Genomic DNA, 17,844 nt, shown 5'->3' with positions numbered 1-17,844 from the left:
TGTTACTTCAAGAGTTTCAAAGACAATGTCATTATAGTTATCATTTCCGTTTACTTTATAATAAACCGTATAGCTACCTGCATTTGTAGCTTGTGGTAATTCTTCTTTGTAGTTTTCACCATCTAAGCTATATACTAATGTACCTGCGTTGACAGAACCTGCATGAATTAATGCTAGTGGAGAACCTGTATATGTTAATTCTTTAGCTTGTGGTGCTACCAATGTTGGATTTGCCTTTGCAATAATAGTAGTAAAATTACCACCTTCAACTTGATTATAATTTGTTTTATCATAAACAAAGCGATAATAAACAGTATAATTACCTGCATTTGTTGCAGTTGGAATATTTTCGCTATATATATTGCCATCTAGACTATATTCAATTGAACCTACATTGATACTGCCTGCACGAATCAATTCTTGTGCTAGTCCATTGTATGTTAATTCTTTTGGAGTAGGAAGTGTATAAACTACTTCTCCCTTAGATATAAAGCTTTGTACATATCCCGAAGGAATATCATTATAGTTTTCATTATTAATATCATATTTATAATAAACTACATAATTACCAACATTCTTTCCCGCTGGAATTTCTTTACTGTAGTTTTCATCATCTAAACTATATAAAATTGTACCTAAACTTGTAGAACCAGGAATTACTAATTCTTGATTGGCATCATTAAATACCAAATTCTTGCCTATAGGAAGTGTATATTCTAGGTTAGCTTTTTGAATAGTTAATGTTGCGCTCATATTAGGGATTGCTTCATAATTTAAAGCATCTCCCGTAAATGTTGCAACAATGGTATATGTACCTACATTTGTGCCCAAACCACTATAAGCTACTGTGACACCAGAAGGTAAAACGCCATTAATTTCAATTCCCTGCTCGTTACCATTGTATGTTACTGTTTTATCTACTAAGGATATCTTACTCATGTCATAGACCGTTTTAGAAATTGTAACTTCAATGTTTCCTTCCTTATTTAAATGCTGTGAATCGCCTTTAATCTTATAATAAACCTTATAAGTACCGGCATTTGTTCCAGTTGGAACGTTAGCACTATAATTAACTCCATCAAGACTATATGTGATTGTACCGCCTTCTACATTAGCCATAACCAATTCCTGAGATTCACCATTATATACTAACGCTAAAGGTTCAAACTCTACAATTGGATTAATCTTTATCCATTCAAATGAAGCATATAATTGATATGATTTTAATGTTTGGCTTGGATCAATTGTGGTTACTAAACTATCGTAATTGAAATTAGGATCTTCAAACCATCCTTTAAACAAATATCCTTCTTTTGAAGCATCATTTAAATAAATAGGCTCATCAGTTATATTATAACTTACAGGATTCTCTCCATTTACACCGCCATCTAAATGATATGTAATGGAATAATCTATAGGATTTTCAATGTAATGTAATTCTAAATCTCCTGTAATCTTTGTGCCTAATTCAAATTTGTTTTTGTTATCATCTACAAAATATGGCATCTCATAGCCTAATTTTTGCGTTAATTCATAATCAAATGAAGAATTAAATGGGACCTCTAGGTAATCTTTTTCCTTATCTCCATCATATATGCATACGATTGCATATACTTCTATATCTATAGTACCATTATAGCTTTTATAATTCATATCGTTAGGAATAAATGTATAATCGTAGGATTGAATACTTGGGGATAAGAATGTACTTGTTAAGGAAACATCACCTAAAACTATATTGCCACTAGATGTAAATTCATATTCAAATTCCATTTGGTCTATATTCATTTCAGAAGTGAAATAATTACCACTAACAAGTGGTTGATTATATAGAACCCGAATATCTTCTAATTTTACCTCTGCAGGTTCAATGGTTATCGTTGTAATCTTATAATCATTCTCTAAGGCTACCTTTACATAATAAGTACCTGCATTCTTTGGAAGACCTGTAGTATAGGTATCATCTAGAGGATTGTCATCCTTCTTTTCAGAATACGAGTAAACAACCTTGGCTTTATCATTTTCATCAAGGTTCAAAACTTTTGGTGCTATTTCTTCACCACTATATGTAAATGTCTGATTTTCATCCATCGTCCATTCTTTTTTTCCACCATCATTTATTTGGCTATTGGATACAATTATAGCTGTTGTACCACCACCAATGAGTAATAGTGCTACAAGGATTATAAGGATTATAATCCATAACTTCTTTTTATTTTTCATTTCTAGCATCCCCTTTATAATTATGAATAATTATAATACTATACTTTATTAAGTATAGCATAAAATAAATGTTCAAACAACTTAAACACTGCTCATTCAAAAAACATCGGTCATGTCATAAAACAATTTCTAAAAAAACAAGAATAATATGGCATAATCTCCTTGCCCTAGCTAATTTTATTCCTTTTTAAGCATGTATAGAATTCCAATAGTCCCTCTTCCGCAATGGCTTGAAATTACACATCCAGCGACGGTAGATATAATATCTACATTAGGAAACATTTCCCTTAATCTTACATATAAATAATCCCTATATTCATATGCTAGCGAATGGGTAATTAAGATATGATCCAAATCTACTCTATCCTTATCCTCTTCAATTTGCTTTAAAAGTGCATTTAAAGCAACCTGCATCTTGCCTATTGGCTTTTTACCAACACTCATCTTACCATCTCTTACAATGATATATGGCTTTATTTTAAGTAATGTACCTACAAATCTTGCAACGCCACTACATCTTCCGCCTTTATATAAATAATCCATCTTTTCAATGACAAATTGAGATAATACAAGCTTTGTATTTTCTTCCATATTGTGGGCTACTTCCTTAGCGCTAAGTCCATTTTTAATATCCTTAGCTGCCTTCAAAAGTAATAATCCAATACCGCTCGATAGATTCTTTGAATCTACAATATAAATCTTTTCCGGTGCTACCTCTTCCTTAGCTAGATTTGCATTTTGGAATGTCGAAGACATTTGAGCAGATATACCTGTAAATACAATTTCATAACCTAAATCAACATATTTTTGGAATACAGCTATAAAATCCGCAACAGATACAGCACTTGTTTTAGGTAATTCACCCTTTTCGTCTACCTTCTTATATAACTCCTCTGTCGTTATATCCATTCCATCCTTATAGGATTCTACACCAAAATTTACATATAGTGGAATTACTTCAATATCTAATTCAGCTAATAATTCCTTATTTAAATCATTCGTTGAATCTGTTATAAGTTTAACCATAAGCCACCTCAATACATATGTTTTTACGATGTACTTATTATATATCAAAATTCTATCATTTGCAATTCAAGTGAAATTTTCATACATTTTTTTAAAAATTGTACATTCTTTTTTTATAATAAAGTATAATATTTTCGGGTGATGAAAAATGAGAGCACTTTTAGTTGGGGCATCCCTAAAGGATGATAGATATGACATTGAATATTCCCTATCTGAGCTTCATGCTTTAGCTTTAGCCTTAGGTATTGAGGTTATCGATAAAATGTATCAAAAGCTAGATCGAATGAATTCAAAAACCTATGTTGGTAGTGGTAAGATTAATGAAATCATTATTGCTATACATGCTTATGATATTGATCTTTTAATCTTTAATGATGAATTATCTCCATCCCAAATCAGAAACATAGAGGAACTCGTTCATATTGAGGTTATGGATAGAACCTATTTAATCTTAAAAATCTTTGAAGAAAGAAACCAAACCAAAGAATCCTTACTAGAAATTAAGCTTGCGAAGGATTTATATCTATTACCTAGGGTACAGTATTTAAGAGAAAAGGAAGACAGGATTGGTGGAGGCGCAAAAACTAGGGGTAAGGGTGAAACCCAGCGCGAGCTTGACCAAAGGCATTTAAGAGGAGAAATCCTAAGAATTCGGGAGGAATTGGATCGACTTCAAAAAATGAAATCGAATCAAATCGAAAAAAGAAAACGAAATGAAATCCCTATTGTAGCCCTAGTAGGCTACACCAATGCAGGCAAATCCTCTACGATGAATACCATATTAGAATATACCAATACTAAGGAAGAAAAAAAGGTGTTATCTAAGGATCAGCTTTTTGCAACGCTATCCACCTATAATAGAAAGATAACCTATAACAAAATTGATTTTATGCTAGTAGATACGATTGGATTCGTATCTAAGCTACCGCATAATCTAATTAATTCCTTCTACCAAACCCTAGAGGAGGTTAAAAATGCGGATTTGATCATCCATGTACTAGATTCTTCTTCCCCCTACATCAATGAGCAATTGCGTGTTGTACTTGAGGTATTATATTCCCTAGGTGCGAATAAAATACCTACCATATATTTATTCAATAAATGGGATAAAACTATAAATGAAGGATTATCTATGCCTGGAGCGAAAAGCTTATATTTTTCAAATAAAACAAAGCTGAATTTAGATGAATTAATGAATCAAATATTAGAATATGTAACTCCATCTACTTTAAGAGCGCAAATCTTAATTCCTTATTCTAAAGGAGAATTGTCCAACCAAATTGAAAAGAACTGTCATATTTATAAAAAGGAATATCAATCCTATGGTACCTATTATGATTGTGAAATACCAATAAAGATGTATTCCTTATTCCATGAATATGACCTAGATACCATGGTATCCTAAATGGCATAGAGGTGCCATTTTTCTTATACAAAACTTGTTCGTACAACTTGTACGGACAAGTTATATGATGTATAATATAATCAAAGAAAGGATATGATTTTTATGCTTATAGAAAAAGAATATGATATAGTAAATGATTTAGAATTTTTTTTAGAGGCGCAGAAAACAGATATAGAATCTTTTTCAAAGAACACAAATATATCAAAGACAACAATTTATAAATTATTGAAAAGCAGAAAGACTACAAAAGAAAACTATGAGCGAATTTATTCCTATATTTATCGTTGTGGCTATAGAATAAATAAAGTCAAAGAGGAATTCTTAAAGGAAACGAATAAAAGAATACTTTTTCATGGCTCAAAATATGGTTTAAATGAAATTTCTGAGGAAGGCTCAAGAAGCACCTGTGATTTTGGAAATGGTTTTTATCTTGGAGAATCCTTTAGTAATGCAGCCGCATTCATTTGTGAAAATCCTGATTCATCCGTATACTCTTTCGAATTAAGCACAGATAATCTAAAAATACTACAATTCGATACTTCATTAGATTGGATGCTAGCAATATGCTATTACAGAGGAACAATTAAAAATTATAACAGCTCAAATAAAATTGCTGAAATAGTAAAACAAATTCAAAGCGCAGATATAATTATTGCTCCTATTGCTGATAACAGAATGTTTTATATTATGTCTCTATTTGCAAATGGGGATATTACATCGGAAGTTGCAATTCATTCTCTTTCTGCATCTTTTATGGGAAAGCAATATGTTATTAAAACAAGTGAAGCCATGAAACATTTAAAACCTATTGAAAAGTATTATTTATGCCAAGAAGAAAAGAATGATTATATAGATGCCCTAAACAAAAGAACTCAAGAAATTGAAACAAAATTAAAAATGGCAAAAAGAACCTATAGAGATGGACTATTTATTGAGGAGATTCTAAAATGAGAGAATTAGATACGAACGGGTTAAGATTATGTGAATATCAAGGAAAACTATTTGAAGAATCTGCTAGTCGTTTTCCTTGTTCAACAAAAGTTTTTTTAAGACGCTTTTATTATTCAAAATTGTTAGAAAAATTAGATCAAAACAATTCATCTATCCTATCATTAGATGTCAATGAAGGACTAGATGAAATAGAACATCAATTTGGTAGAAGTGATTATGGAAAAGAGAAAAAAAATAAAGATTCTTTATTTTGGGTAGGATATATGTACAGATATATATCCTATACAAGAAACATTAATACCCAATTCTTATTTAAAACAATAAAATACGAAAAACTATTTGAATTATATCCTGTGTATCATACACAAGACCCCGAATGGTGCATAAGCAATATTCTTGAATTATATAATCTTACTGAAAGCTATTTTGATCCCAATTATAGATTTAAACTGGCAATGAAAAAACTTGTTCGTACAAATTGAACGAACAAGTTTTAAATGTAATATTTTATAAAAAGAAAAATAAATGGGCTATAAACCATATTTCGCTTTAGGTTTATAACCCATTTTTCTATGCTTCCCTCAAGCTATCTAAAGTAGAAAGGAAGAACTCTTTTTTCCAAAGATTTAAAGATTCTTTTTGAACTATAAAATTACTGACATCTTCTATTGCTTGGTTATAATTTACTTTTTCAAATCTATCTCTAAGAAATTCTTTCACTCTATCTAAGGATAAAATCTCATCCATAGCTATTTTTCCAGTATTCTTTAGTTTATTTTCTAAATATTTCATATTAAAAGGAACTTTCTTTCCAATATAAAACAAATAATCATAATAATCTCTTCCCTTAACATGATTTTTGTATTCTCTACAAAGAATTGCATGAATCTTTCCTGCAAAAAGTGTTGCCTCATCAAAAACCTGTATTTCATAGGGAGATGGGAACATTCTATATTTATATTCTGTAATTCCACCTTCAGGGTTATCCATATCAATTTCAAATTTTATTTTTATCTTTTGATTTGAAAGTATATATTTTGCATCTTCGTTTTTTGGAAAAAAAGTCATCATGAACATCAAAGAATTTCCTTTTAAAAAAGCGCTTTGAACCAAAGAGGCATTACTCTTCTTTTTTAGTTCTATATTTAAATCTATTCCATAAGATAAAAACTCTCTTTTAAGTCGTGGAAAATAATCATCGAATTTAAACCCCTCATTCTTCTTCACAAGAGCAAAATCCAAATCCTCGCTAAAACGATCTAATCCATAGAATATTCTTAAGCAAGTTCCACCATAAAATGCCGCTTTTTCAAAAAATCCTCCTCTAGATAATCCTGCCAATACAATTTCTTGAATAATCTCTTTTATTGCATTTTCTCTTTCTAGATTATTTTTAGGGTTATATTTGGCAATCATAATTTCTAAAGCACTATTCATGATAATACTCCTTTCGAATTAAAGAAATTAATAAATCTAAATTTGTTTTATTATAAAGCTTTGCAAGTCTTAAAAGCAGTTTAAAATCACATTCATTAAACTCATCCTCATCTATTCTTTTATCCACAAATAATAATTCCTTTAATTCATTTATGTTATGTACAACTCTCCATTTACAAAGGGAGTCACAAATAGCTTTTTCCTTAGTTGCAATTCTTGCAACATAATCCTTTTCAAATATACATGTAACTCCCTCTGAAAATGCATTTTCAGGAATATCTTGATATTCATATCTACCAAAATCATTTAGGAATGTTTTTCTTTTTCTTTGGTTAAGAGATGCACAAGTAATAGCAACTACCTTTTCTGGAATTAAACCATAATAGCTTAATGCAAAATTAAAACTAATATAGGAAGGAGAAAGAATAATTCCTGCAAGCATATAAGGGTTTACTTCTTTAGCATCCTCATAAATTCCACGATTAATTCTACTAAAGGTTTTATTTCTTATTTCTCTTTTAATTTTGTCTAAAGGATTAGCATAATCCTTATACTTATTTCTTAACATTGCAGTCGTAAATATCATATTTGCACCTCCAAATACAATTTTATTGGATTTCAAGGAGAAAATCAAGCAAATTTGTTCTTTAAAATATATGGTTGGTAAAATTGAAAAGAAAAACCTCCATGTTTATAATGTTATTGGCTAATAACTTTTTAAACTAAGGAGATTTTTCATGTTGTATTATAATCCCTATTCTTTGAAATTAAAAGATGAAAGGCTTGAACTTGTTCGTGAAGAACAAAGAGGTAATACGAAATATTTACTATATAAGCTTCATGAGTATAGATTTTCATTATATATAACGAATAATACATAATATTATCAAAATAAATGAAGAAAGTCCCTCAAATAATTTAACTATATTTTGGTCATTTTATTTAAAATGTCTAGTCAAAACACAAAAATGATAATATAATAAAAAAGAGGTGGTAGTTTGAGTGCAAAACAAAAATTATATGAGACATTTTCTAACTTAATAGAAAAATATACCTATAATGAAATTACCATCAAGGATTTCATAAAGGAAGCTAAAGTAAATAGAAATACCTTCTATTATCACTTTATGGATATGGATTCCTTTTTAAAGGAATACCTAGATGATGCCGTATGTTTTGATATGAGAAGCTTGATTATAGAGAATAAATTATCTCAAGCATATAATTTATTAGTTGATTATGTTAAAGAGCATAAAAAGGTATTTATTAATATCATGCAAAGCGATAAGGGTAGAGATGTCATCGATTATTCCTTCCATACCTCTATTCGTATGGATATCCAAAAAATACTGTATGATTATGAACCAATTTTAAAAATCCATCTACCTGATGAATTCATGGTATTCTATGCTCATAGTATTGCAGATGAATATATGAGAGCCATAGAACGTCAAATCTATGATAACACCAACCCAGAAATGATGAAAAAGGTATTTGTCCTTTATGCAGATTCTATTTCATCTAAGCTCGTTCGAGTTTCAAAACTTAATCTATAATAAAAACACCATTAGTTAAAGTACCAATGGTGTTTTTATTATATTCCTTTATGCTGTTTGTGCTAAAGCATATAGAATTAAAGAATATCTAATAATTGCCCAAGTTAGCATTGTTGAACCAAATACCAATGCTGTAATGGCTCTACCCTTACCTATAGATCCTATAATTCCAGGTATTGCCATGGTAATTGCAATCACTGCAAGTATTCCTGTAATGACTGCAAATGCTATTCCTAATACAGGTATTATGGAGAACAATCCAAATACTAATGAAATAATTCCGAAAACTAATCCAATAATACTAAATGGCTTACCCCAGTTTTTTTTCGTCTCTTCCATAATCTTCTCCTTTCTTTTATTCTTTTTGTCCTTCAATGTCATACAATTCGCACATGATATTATACAACCGTAACCATTTTTGTTTATTATTTTATCTATATATTTGACAAAAACCTTTTTTGTGTCTACTTAATTTATACAAATTATGGTATAATACCTTTTGGGTGATATTCGTATGAGTGGAAAAGAGTCTTTATATAAGGCTTTTCATGCTTTAATGAAGGAAAAGCCTTTTCCTTTAATCTCAATAAGCGAGATTGTAAAAAAGGCAAACATCAATAGAAACACATTTTATTATCATTTTAAGGACATCTTTGGATTTGTTAAAGCATTCTTAGAGGATGAAATTACAAATGCATTAAAAGAAAAGATGAAAAGAAACCAATTTAATGAGGCATTCCTCATTTGGGTAGACTATTGTGAAAATCATTTAGAATTAATGAAAAATCTATTAGATCATAGTGAAACTAGGATGATTCTAGAAAAAATTCTACATGATGACATTAGACTAGATGTAGTTAAGGTATTACATGATTATGAATCCTTCTTACATCTAAATCTACCAGAAAAATTCATTATCTTCTTCTCTCATAATATTGTTGAAGAATACATGGCCGTACCAAAGGAAATGGTATATGATGATGTAGATGGCAATTTATTAAAGAAGGTCTTCTATTTATATGCAGATGCAATTCCAGATAAAATGATAAATGTTTCAAAAATTGATTTTTCAAATTAAAAAGGGCAATGCCCTTTTTTATTTTATCGTCTACTAAACTAGTACCACTGCAGTATCCAATTTATTCATTATCTTTCTTATTCTCTTCTAAGATTTTATCTAATTGCTCGCCAAGATCCATCTCCTGTGCTTCTCTTAGCTTTTCATTTAAAATATCTGTTAAAATCATTTCATATTTATGAATGTTCTTCTTTAAATACAAAATATATACAAGCGAAATTACTACTGCAATAACCAAAGTAATACAACTAATTTTAAGCATTTTTTTCTCCTTGATATTTTTATTATTTTTTACCAATATTATTATATCATGATATGAGAATATCCTATAGTAACTTATATACTATAATTGAGTTGCACTTTTATATAAAAAATGGCTTTAAATAAATATTTTTATGATATATAATGTATATATAGGTTACACTTTTTATAACTATGGAGGCAAAAATGACCAGTTTTAAAATTACTGCAACAGAATCTTTATTTGCAAGATTATTAAACGATAAGGAATTGTTCCAATTGAATATGAGTCAAAACGACTTTTTAACACAGGTTGTCATTAAAACCTATGATTATCAGGATTCCTTAAGTGAGCTTAAGGATGTATGCGATATATTATCCGGAAAAACAAATAAATTAGTGGATAATCCAATTATTGAAGCTATTAAGAATTTAAACGATGGAAAAACATCCTTTAAAAGAAGCTTAAATGATATTGGAATTGAAATATTAAAGCTTAGGGATAATATACCCTCTGAGGTAGGTAAAAAGGATATTTTCTTAAGAGAAACATCCAAAACTGAAGGTGCACTTACTCAAATTGTAAATGAAACAGATTCTAGAAGCGCTGCAGATACCTTCCGTTCTCTTTTATATAAATATATGGCATATCCATCCTATATTAGAGAAAGAATTCTATTTATGGATATTTATGATACATTATCTACCTGTATTAAAAAGAAATATAAATGTAAAATTGTTACTACAAATAATAAAACCTTCTTAGTGGATCCTTATAAATTAATTCCTGGACTTGACGAATTTCATTATTATATTACAGGATTTGCAAAGAATGTGGATCAAAAATATGATAGGCAAATTATGGCATTTAAGCTATCTATGGTTAAGGCAGTATATAAAATGAAGGATACCTTAGAATTATCTATAGATGAGGTAAAGGAAATTGTAGATAAGGTTAAAGCATCAGGTCCTGCCTTCTTAAGTGGAGAATATAAGGAATATAAGGTAGAATTTGACCCATTCGGTCAAAAGCTATTCAATTCCTTATATGTCGATAGACCTAAATGTATTCATATGGAAACATCCGATACCTTTATTAATGAATATGGTCCGCAAACAAAGAAAATCTATACCTTCTATTCCTCTGAATTCCAAATTTATAATTATCTAAAGGATTTTGGATATCATGCGATGGTATTAGATGATGAAATATTGAGAGAAAAGCTTTTGACATATTTTAAAAAAGCTTATAACCAGTATTCCATAAAAGCAATTTAAGGAATCACAAAAGCCCTATGCAGGGTTTTTTTATATTATCGAATCGATATCGCTTGTTGCGTTTTTATCGTACGACCATCTTCATATGAGCAAAAGAAAAGGGCTTCAAATTGAAGCCCATTATTTTTAAGCTGGCGCGTCCAGGAGGACTCGAACCCCCAACCTTTTGATCCGTAGTCAAACGATCTATCCAATTGATCTATGAACGCAAAATTACATTAGCATGGCGGTCCGGACGAGACTCGAACTCGCGACCTCCGCAGTGACAGTGCGGCATTCTAACCAACTGAACTACCGGACCACGCTAGATAATTGTATCATACTAAAAATAATTTTGCAACAAGAAAATTGAAAAAATAATTTTGGGCAAAAATTAGGGGTATATTCTTAAAAAATTCCATTAGCTATGGGTACTATAATATAGATATAGTATTCCACCTACAGCAGTTAAAATAACGATAGTCAATAAAAGTATAGCTATTACTACTCTTTTCCTATGGTGCGTATTCGTTGTATCGATCATAGATTTTTCTTTAAAAAAGGATACAGGATATAATGAAATATTGGATAGTTCCATTAAAATATCATCCTTTGGTATTTTATTTTGATTATAATACTCTAAAAGCTCTTCTTTTGATATTTTAATAGCTATAGCTAATTCTTCTATAGTAATCTCCTTATATTTTAAAATAAGGTCAATTTTATCTTTAAATGTAAGAATTTTGGTAAAGTATTCCTTAGGATATTTATCATATTCCTTTTTACTTCCACATCCCTCATGAAAATCAGATTCTATTTCTTTTCCATTCTGATAGGCTAAATTATTACGCATGAGCTCAGCAGGTTGATTTTTCCAAAGTGTACCTACCATATTATTCTTTCTTGCTTCATAATCCTCTTCTGGCATAAAAACCTCCCATTTTACTGAGTTAATTCTTTAAAATAAGAATCTTCCTTCTTCTCTATTTTTTTACTATCTGTAATTAATAAATAGATTTGATAAGCAATATTTCCTAAATAAGTAATCAATAATAAAACCAATACCGCTACCTGTGCGCCATTATTCTTACATAAGGATACAAAGATTCCAGTAAGTGGAACAGCAAGTAAGCCAGCAATAAAAATAGATAAAATTCTTTTTATATTAGAAGCCTTATGAATTATACATAAAATAAGAATTCCAAGGATGAGGACAGCAAGTATTATACCAAGGATAAAGAATAATAAGGATGCATCAATAATCCTCTTTTCATATTCATTTAAATAAGATAAAACATCTGGCTGTTTGGCAGTGATATATAAAAGAATTACACCTAAAACCACTAAAGCGAAAAGAAATGCATTTATAGCTATTTCTGATGCGAATCTAAGCTTTTTTCCCAAGAGAATCACCTCTTATTTATAATCCTTTAATCGAGTTTTTTCTTCATCAAAGGTAATGAGCTCATCCTTATATAATCCGCCATAAGCTCTTTTGAAGGCTTTTCTTGACATACCAAGTAATGCTTCTACCTCCTCTGCAGAGGATTTTGCCGTAAGCTTCATTACTCCGTCGTGGCCCTTTAAATAATCTAAGATAATTTCTTTATCCTCAATCATTTGAATTTCCTTATGCTGATTTAATGTGCCATAATATTCATTGTCAGCTTCCTTTGTAATGGTAACCATTACCTCTTCTCCCATATGGTAATCTCCTCTTAGCTGAGTAGATGGCACAAATACATATTTAATATCCTTTGTAACGATTCCCATGCCCCTGCCAGAAAAATGGCATACATAGCCTTCTACTTGCTCATTATCCTTATATCTTAAATCCGATTTAATACTTTTAATATCAAAACGATTTAATGGCTTAGCGGTTAAAATATCATGCTTAACCTTTAATCTTATAAATACCTTATCGCCAATACTTGGCCATTTTCTTTCATCATAAGGTAAATAATCCTTAGATAATAATAAATCCTTTGGTGTATTAATATTCACAAATACACCAGTACCAGGTAATATTTCTACAACCGTCGCAAAGCCTGCATCTAAAACTGTTGCAGAAACTATAGCCTCTGTTGCTGTTAATCTTTTAGCCTTATCGGCATAAATAAATACTTTAACGGAATCTCCTTCCTTATACGTATTTTTCGCTTGCTTAAAATGAAGTAATACCTCATCCTTTTTATCCGTTAGCATATATCCTAAATCGGATACTCTTGTAACAGTTAATGTTTGATACTCTCCTATGGTAATCAATTCCTATCACCATCCTTATAATTTCTATCCGTTTGCTCCTGATACATTGATCTTTTATCCTTAAATGCATCCTTTGGAGTAGTTTTTTTGCCGGATTCATATTTCTTAATTAAATCCTTTTGTTCTTGTGTCAATTCCTTATTCGCCATCTTCTACCTCCATTCTATGGAGCTTAAGTTCTAAAAAGCATTTTGTAATTCTTTCTATATTATCCTCTGTAGAAAAGGATTCCTTTGTGCCTATCATGTAATCCATAGATATATAATCTCCATCATCTTTATATAAAATAAGTGATGCTCTAGCCTTTTTCATTTCTATTTTAAAATAGCTATAGTCTGTAATTGTAATTTCAAAATCAGAATCCGGTCTAAGCATACCAAATAAACGATTGATTTTTTGAAAATATAATTTATCTTCTCTTATAGACATTATATATTCCCCATGATAGAGTTTATCTAATCTTAGATTTATCATGACATAACAAGGCTTTAGCCCCTTTAGCTGATGTGCTTTTCTCATTTCAAGCAAAAAGCCTCTACGATCCATAAAATCACCTACTTATGTATACGTATTAAGTATAACATACTTTTTTTGAATTCGTTATATAATTTCTTCTATCCTATTGATAGATTGAACGATCACCAATTCATTCAATTTCTTCGTTTTTAAACGAATTCCCGAAAAAATTTAGTAAAAAATACAAAAAAGGGGTTTACAAACGCTTTCATAAGTGTTATTATATAGATGCTAAAAGAAAAATAACTTTTCAAAATAATCTCTCCCAAAAAAGGAAAGGATGGCAGAAATGCCATCCTTTTCTTTTCTATAGATCAATTAAAAAGTAATTGGTCGCCCAATTACTTCTTATCTCCTACATATTTTGTTGCAGGTCTTACAATCTTATTGGAATATAATAAATTCTCAATATCATGAGATACCCATCCAACAACTCTTGCAACACTGAATAATGGAATGAATAAATCTCTTGGAATGTTTAGCATTTCATAAATCAATCCACTATAGAAATCGACATTAACACAGGCAGCCTTGCCTGTTTTTTTCTCTAATGCCTTTACAGCAAGACGCTCAAATCTTTGATATAGTTCAAATTTCTCTGAATGCTTTTCTAATGTAAGCTTATAGGCTACATCTCTTAAAAGCTCCGCTCTTGGATCAGACATTGTATAAATCGCATGGCCTACGCCATAGATTAATCCAGAATGATCAAAGAAATCCTTATTTAATAATCTTTGAATAATTGTATTTAATTCTTCATCTGTAGGATTTAATCCGATTTCCTTTTCCACTTCCGTCATCATATCCAAAACAGCCATATTGGCTCCACCATGTCTTGGCCCCTTTAAGGAGCACATAGATGCGGCAACCATAGAATAGATATCGGTTAGGGTAGATGAAACTACAGTACCAACGAAGGCACTATTGTTTCCTCCACCATGATCTGCATGAACCATTAAGCACATATCTAATGTCTTTGCCTCAAGCTCTGTAAATTTACCATCATTTCTAGATAAATATAAAATATTTTCAGCGAAGGAATATTCCTTCTTTGGGAAATGAATATGTAAGGAGTCATGGTCTAAATAATGTGTTTTTGTTTGTAAGGAATAGGCCATGATTGCAGGCATCTTTGAAATTAGGGAAACGCCCTTCTTTATTAGCTCAAAGCCTTCAATATTATCTGGATCCTCATCAAAGGAATACAAGGATAAAATACTTCTTGTCATATGATTCATCAAGGATTTTGATGGATTCTTTAGAATAATATTTTCCATAAATCCCTCAGGAAGCTCATATTGATCTCGAATCACAGCCTTAAAGATTTTTGATTCTGTTTGGTTTGGGTAATGACCAAATAATAATAGGAAGCATGTGTTCTCATAGCCAAAATCATCACCTGCCATTTTAGCCACATCACGAATATCTATCCCTCTATAATATAGATTACCTTCCTTTGGAAGCTTCACGCCATCACAAACATAATACCCAGATACCTCAGCTACCTTAGTTAAACCAACTAATACTCCAGTACCATTATTATTTCTAAGTCCTCTTTTTACATCATATTTATCGTATAAATCCGATGGAATAGCACCATCCTCTAGTAAATCATGATATTTTTCTAATAAAAAATAATCATCCATAATAGCCCTCCTTTAGAAGGTATTTAATAATCCACCAACTTGAATTAAATTATATTCCTCTGGTGTAAGATCGAATACCCTTTCGTAACTCTTACCCTTTGTTTTGTTTGTAACCTTAATGGTTTCCTTGTCAAAGGAAACATTAATCTCATCTAGTAAATCCGCCTCCATATCAAGCTCTATTGGTAAAATACCAAAATTAATTAAATTCTTTTTATGAATTCTAGCGAATGATGATGCAATAACTGCCTTAATACCTAAATATCTTGGTGCAATAGCGGCATGCTCACGGCTTGAGCCCTGACCATAATTTGTTTTTGCAACGATAACACCAGCACCATTTTCAAGACATCTTTTTGAGAATCCTTCATCAATATTAGAGAATACAAATTCACTAATCTTTTCAATATTCGACCTATAAGGTAAGACCTTAGCACCTGCTGGCATAATATGATCTGTTGTAATATTATCCTCAAGTGAAATCATTACCTTAGCATCGAAATTATTACCGATAGGTGAAAACTTTGGAATTGGCTTAATGTTTGGACCCATCACAACCTCAGATTTAAATGTTGGCTTATATAATAAAGAATCACACTTAGGATATTCTACATCCATACTGAATTCATTTAATTCCATACCTAGCGGACTTGAAATATAACCATTTACTGCAGATAATGCAGCAACCTCAGGTGAAACTAAATATACCTTAGCTGAATTTGTACCACTTCTACCATAGAAATTTCGATTGAAGGTACGTAAGGATACTGCATCTGTTGCAGGGGATTGACCCATACCAATACAAGGTCCACATGCAGATTCTAATATTCTAGCACCAGATTCTAGCAATACATCTAAAATACCATTTTTCGTAATCATTTGAAGTACCTGCTGTGATCCTGGAGCAATGCCTAAGGAGACATCCTTATGAATCTTTTTGCCCTTTAGGATAGATGCAACCTTAACGAAATCATAATAGCTTGAATTTGTGCAAGAACCAATTAGTACCTGATCTACCTTAATATCCTTAAGTAGAGATACTAATTTTACATTATCTGGAGAATTCGGGCAGGAAGCCTCTGGCTCTAAGCTTGCTAAATCAATCGTGATATCCTCATCATATACGCAATCCTCATCCCTAGATAATTCTTTATAGTCTTCTATTCTTCCTTGTAATCTTAAGAATTCCTTTGTGATTTCATCGGATGGGAATAGGGATGATGTTGCGCCTAGCTCTGCACCCATATTACAAATCGTTGCACGCTCAGGTACAGATAATGTTTTAACACCATCTCCATAATATTCAATAACCTTATTTACTCCACCCTTTACGGTCATTAATCCAATTAAATGAATAATAATATCCTTAGCGGATACACCATTTCTTAATTTATTTATTAATTTAACACCAACAACCTTTGGTCTTACGATCGTAAAGGGCATACCTGCCATTGCACAGGCGACATCAAGTCCTCCAGCACCAATCGCAAGTGCACCAACACCACTCGATGTAGGTGTATGGGAATCTGAACCTAATATTGTTCTTCCTGGTACAGCAAAGCGTTCTACGTTTACCTGGTGACAAATACCATTACCTGCCTTAGAAAATACGATACCGTATTTATCAGCAACCGTTTGTAAAAACTTATGGTCATCTGCATTCATAAATCCATTTTGTAATGTATTATGATCGACATAGGAAACAGATAGGTCCGTTTTAACCTTATCAATACCAAAGGATAGGAATTCTAAGTATGCCATAGTACCTGTTGCATCTTGTGTTAAGGTTTGGTCAATTTTAATGCTCATTTTATTATTTTCTAAATCCTCACTTACCTTGTGAGCATCTAATATTTTATATGTTAATGTCTTTTTCATTATAGGTTCCCTCCAAAAATACAAAAGATTTATCACATTATATCATAGAAATTCGGAAAAATCGATAATCCCTTATATTTTAAGCGGTTTGTCAACCGCTTTCTTGGTTAAAAATTAGAAAAAAAGAGCCGAAGCTCTCTAAACTAATATTTTAATTCTAGGTTCTTACGAATTGCCTGAATAAATTCTAAAGAATTTACTGCATGGCATGTAAAGCCTTCCTCAACTAAGCCAACTAAATCCTTAGTCATAGTACCCTGCATTAGGGTTTCAATAGATGCAGCCTCTAAATTGTCTGCAAATAAAACTAAATCCTTAAGGCCATCAAGCTCTCCTCTTTTTCTTAAGGCACCACTCCATGCGAAT

At 31.0% G+C, this 17,844-nt stretch carries 20 protein-coding genes, 2 tRNA genes and 1 pseudogene; 7 read left to right on the top strand and 16 right to left on the bottom strand.

The features are described 5' to 3' along the window. Together SPJ17_RS08870 and SPJ17_RS08865 are read right to left on the bottom strand one after the other, a co-directional pair. Window positions 1–2,223: InlB B-repeat-containing protein (locus tag SPJ17_RS08870; RefSeq protein WP_321094885.1), on the bottom strand; the 2,223-nt coding region annotated here is incomplete at its 3' end. 177 nt (window positions 2,224–2,400) lie between these two features. Beyond that, window positions 2,401–3,249 (bottom strand): DegV family protein, encoded by an 849-nt coding sequence (locus SPJ17_RS08865; protein WP_321094883.1) that lies wholly within the window; start codon window positions 3,247–3,249, stop codon window positions 2,401–2,403. Window positions 3,250–3,397: 148 nt separating this feature from the next. Here SPJ17_RS08865 and hflX point away from each other — a divergent pair, with 148 nt between their 5' ends. The 3 genes from hflX (at window position 3,398) to SPJ17_RS08850 (ending at window position 6,087) form a co-directional block, all read left to right on the top strand. Next, window positions 3,398–4,654 (top strand): GTPase HflX, encoded by a 1,257-nt coding sequence (hflX, locus tag SPJ17_RS08860; RefSeq protein WP_321094881.1) that lies wholly within the window; start codon window positions 3,398–3,400, stop codon window positions 4,652–4,654. A gap of 102 nt (window positions 4,655–4,756) precedes the next feature. Continuing rightward, window positions 4,757–5,605: a DUF3990 domain-containing protein gene (locus tag SPJ17_RS08855; RefSeq protein ID WP_321094879.1), complete on the top strand. Its 849-nt coding sequence runs from the start codon at window positions 4,757–4,759 to the stop codon at window positions 5,603–5,605. After that, window positions 5,602–6,087: a hypothetical protein gene (locus SPJ17_RS08850; protein ID WP_321094877.1), complete on the top strand. Its 486-nt coding sequence runs from the start codon at window positions 5,602–5,604 to the stop codon at window positions 6,085–6,087. The genes SPJ17_RS08855 and SPJ17_RS08850 overlap by 4 nt, the downstream gene beginning before the upstream one ends. 88 nt (window positions 6,088–6,175) lie before the next feature. Here SPJ17_RS08850 and SPJ17_RS08845 read toward each other — a convergent pair whose 3' ends face one another. Both SPJ17_RS08845 and SPJ17_RS08840 read right to left on the bottom strand, forming a co-directional pair. Next, window positions 6,176–6,946 (bottom strand): nucleotidyl transferase AbiEii/AbiGii toxin family protein, encoded by a 771-nt coding sequence (locus SPJ17_RS08845; RefSeq protein ID WP_321094874.1) that lies wholly within the window; start codon window positions 6,944–6,946, stop codon window positions 6,176–6,178. A gap of 88 nt (window positions 6,947–7,034) precedes the next feature. After that, entirely contained in the window at window positions 7,035–7,628 is a 594-nt protein-coding gene (locus SPJ17_RS08840; protein WP_321094872.1) for a hypothetical protein, read from the bottom strand. A 151-nt stretch (window positions 7,629–7,779) separates the two neighbouring features. On the opposite strand from SPJ17_RS08840, the gene SPJ17_RS08835 reads away from it, so the two are divergent. Next, a complete protein-coding gene (locus SPJ17_RS08835; RefSeq protein ID WP_321094870.1) occupies window positions 7,780–7,923 on the top strand; it encodes a hypothetical protein in 144 nt (47 codons plus the stop codon). A 117-nt stretch (window positions 7,924–8,040) separates the two neighbouring features. Further along, complete coding sequence (locus tag SPJ17_RS08830; RefSeq protein WP_321094867.1) at window positions 8,041–8,598, top strand: hypothetical protein; 558 nt, start codon at window positions 8,041–8,043, stop codon at window positions 8,596–8,598. Between the two features lie 48 nt (window positions 8,599–8,646). Here SPJ17_RS08830 and SPJ17_RS08825 read toward each other — a convergent pair whose 3' ends face one another. After that, window positions 8,647–8,937 carry a hypothetical protein gene (locus SPJ17_RS08825; protein ID WP_321094865.1) on the bottom strand — a complete coding sequence of 97 codons (291 nt, stop codon included), beginning with the start codon at window positions 8,935–8,937 and terminating at the stop codon, window positions 8,647–8,649. Window positions 8,938–9,112: 175 nt separating this feature from the next. Between SPJ17_RS08825 and SPJ17_RS08820 the strand changes: the two genes are divergently transcribed. Beyond that, window positions 9,113–9,676, top strand: a complete 564-nt coding sequence (locus SPJ17_RS08820; protein WP_321094863.1) for a TetR family transcriptional regulator — start codon at window positions 9,113–9,115, stop codon at window positions 9,674–9,676. Between the two features lie 61 nt (window positions 9,677–9,737). Here SPJ17_RS08820 and SPJ17_RS08815 read toward each other — a convergent pair whose 3' ends face one another. Beyond that, complete coding sequence (locus tag SPJ17_RS08815) at window positions 9,738–9,938, bottom strand: hypothetical protein (RefSeq protein WP_321094861.1); 201 nt, start codon at window positions 9,936–9,938, stop codon at window positions 9,738–9,740. Between the two features lie 185 nt (window positions 9,939–10,123). Here SPJ17_RS08815 and SPJ17_RS08810 point away from each other — a divergent pair, with 185 nt between their 5' ends. Next, entirely contained in the window at window positions 10,124–11,194 is a 1,071-nt protein-coding gene (locus SPJ17_RS08810) for a hypothetical protein (RefSeq protein ID WP_321094859.1), read from the top strand. Between the two features lie 132 nt (window positions 11,195–11,326). Here the strand turns inward: SPJ17_RS08810 and SPJ17_RS08805 are convergent. The 10 genes and pseudogenes from SPJ17_RS08805 to SPJ17_RS08760 form a co-directional block, all read right to left on the bottom strand. After that, window positions 11,327–11,403, bottom strand: a tRNA-Arg gene (locus SPJ17_RS08805). 15 nt (window positions 11,404–11,418) lie between these two features. After that, window positions 11,419–11,495: transfer RNA gene (locus SPJ17_RS08800), tRNA-Asp, on the bottom strand. Window positions 11,496–11,594: 99 nt separating this feature from the next. Then, window positions 11,595–12,101 carry a hypothetical protein gene (locus tag SPJ17_RS08795; RefSeq protein ID WP_321094857.1) on the bottom strand — a complete coding sequence of 169 codons (507 nt, stop codon included), beginning with the start codon at window positions 12,099–12,101 and terminating at the stop codon, window positions 11,595–11,597. Window positions 12,102–12,115: 14 nt separating this feature from the next. Further along, on the bottom strand, window positions 12,116–12,577 hold the full coding sequence (locus SPJ17_RS08790; RefSeq protein ID WP_321094855.1) for a hypothetical protein: 462 nt from the start codon (window positions 12,575–12,577) through the stop codon (window positions 12,116–12,118). 12 nt (window positions 12,578–12,589) lie between these two features. Then, a complete protein-coding gene (locus SPJ17_RS08785) occupies window positions 12,590–13,438 on the bottom strand; it encodes a S1-like domain-containing RNA-binding protein (RefSeq protein ID WP_321094853.1) in 849 nt (282 codons plus the stop codon). After that, on the bottom strand, window positions 13,435–13,587 hold the full coding sequence (locus SPJ17_RS08780; RefSeq protein WP_321094851.1) for a hypothetical protein: 153 nt from the start codon (window positions 13,585–13,587) through the stop codon (window positions 13,435–13,437). The genes SPJ17_RS08785 and SPJ17_RS08780 overlap by 4 nt, the downstream gene beginning before the upstream one ends. Then, window positions 13,577–13,984: a hypothetical protein gene (locus SPJ17_RS08775; protein WP_321094849.1), complete on the bottom strand. Its 408-nt coding sequence runs from the start codon at window positions 13,982–13,984 to the stop codon at window positions 13,577–13,579. Before SPJ17_RS08775 ends, SPJ17_RS08780 begins: the two co-directional genes overlap by 11 nt. Window positions 13,985–14,295: 311 nt before the next feature. Continuing rightward, a complete protein-coding gene (locus SPJ17_RS08770) occupies window positions 14,296–15,600 on the bottom strand; it encodes a citrate synthase (protein ID WP_321094847.1) in 1,305 nt (434 codons plus the stop codon). A gap of 12 nt (window positions 15,601–15,612) precedes the next feature. Further along, on the bottom strand, window positions 15,613–17,478 hold the full coding sequence (locus tag SPJ17_RS08765; protein WP_321094844.1) for an aconitate hydratase: 1,866 nt from the start codon (window positions 17,476–17,478) through the stop codon (window positions 15,613–15,615). 143 nt (window positions 17,479–17,621) lie between these two features. Beyond that, a pseudogene (locus SPJ17_RS08760) lies at window positions 17,622–17,844 on the bottom strand (NADP-dependent isocitrate dehydrogenase); the annotation flags it as partial.

The sequence above is a fragment of the Anaeroplasma sp. genome, assembly GCF_034179385.1.
GTDB lineage: Bacteria > Bacillota_I > Bacilli_A > Acholeplasmatales > Anaeroplasmataceae > Anaeroplasma.
This window is presented reverse-complemented; position numbering and strand designations above follow the sequence as displayed.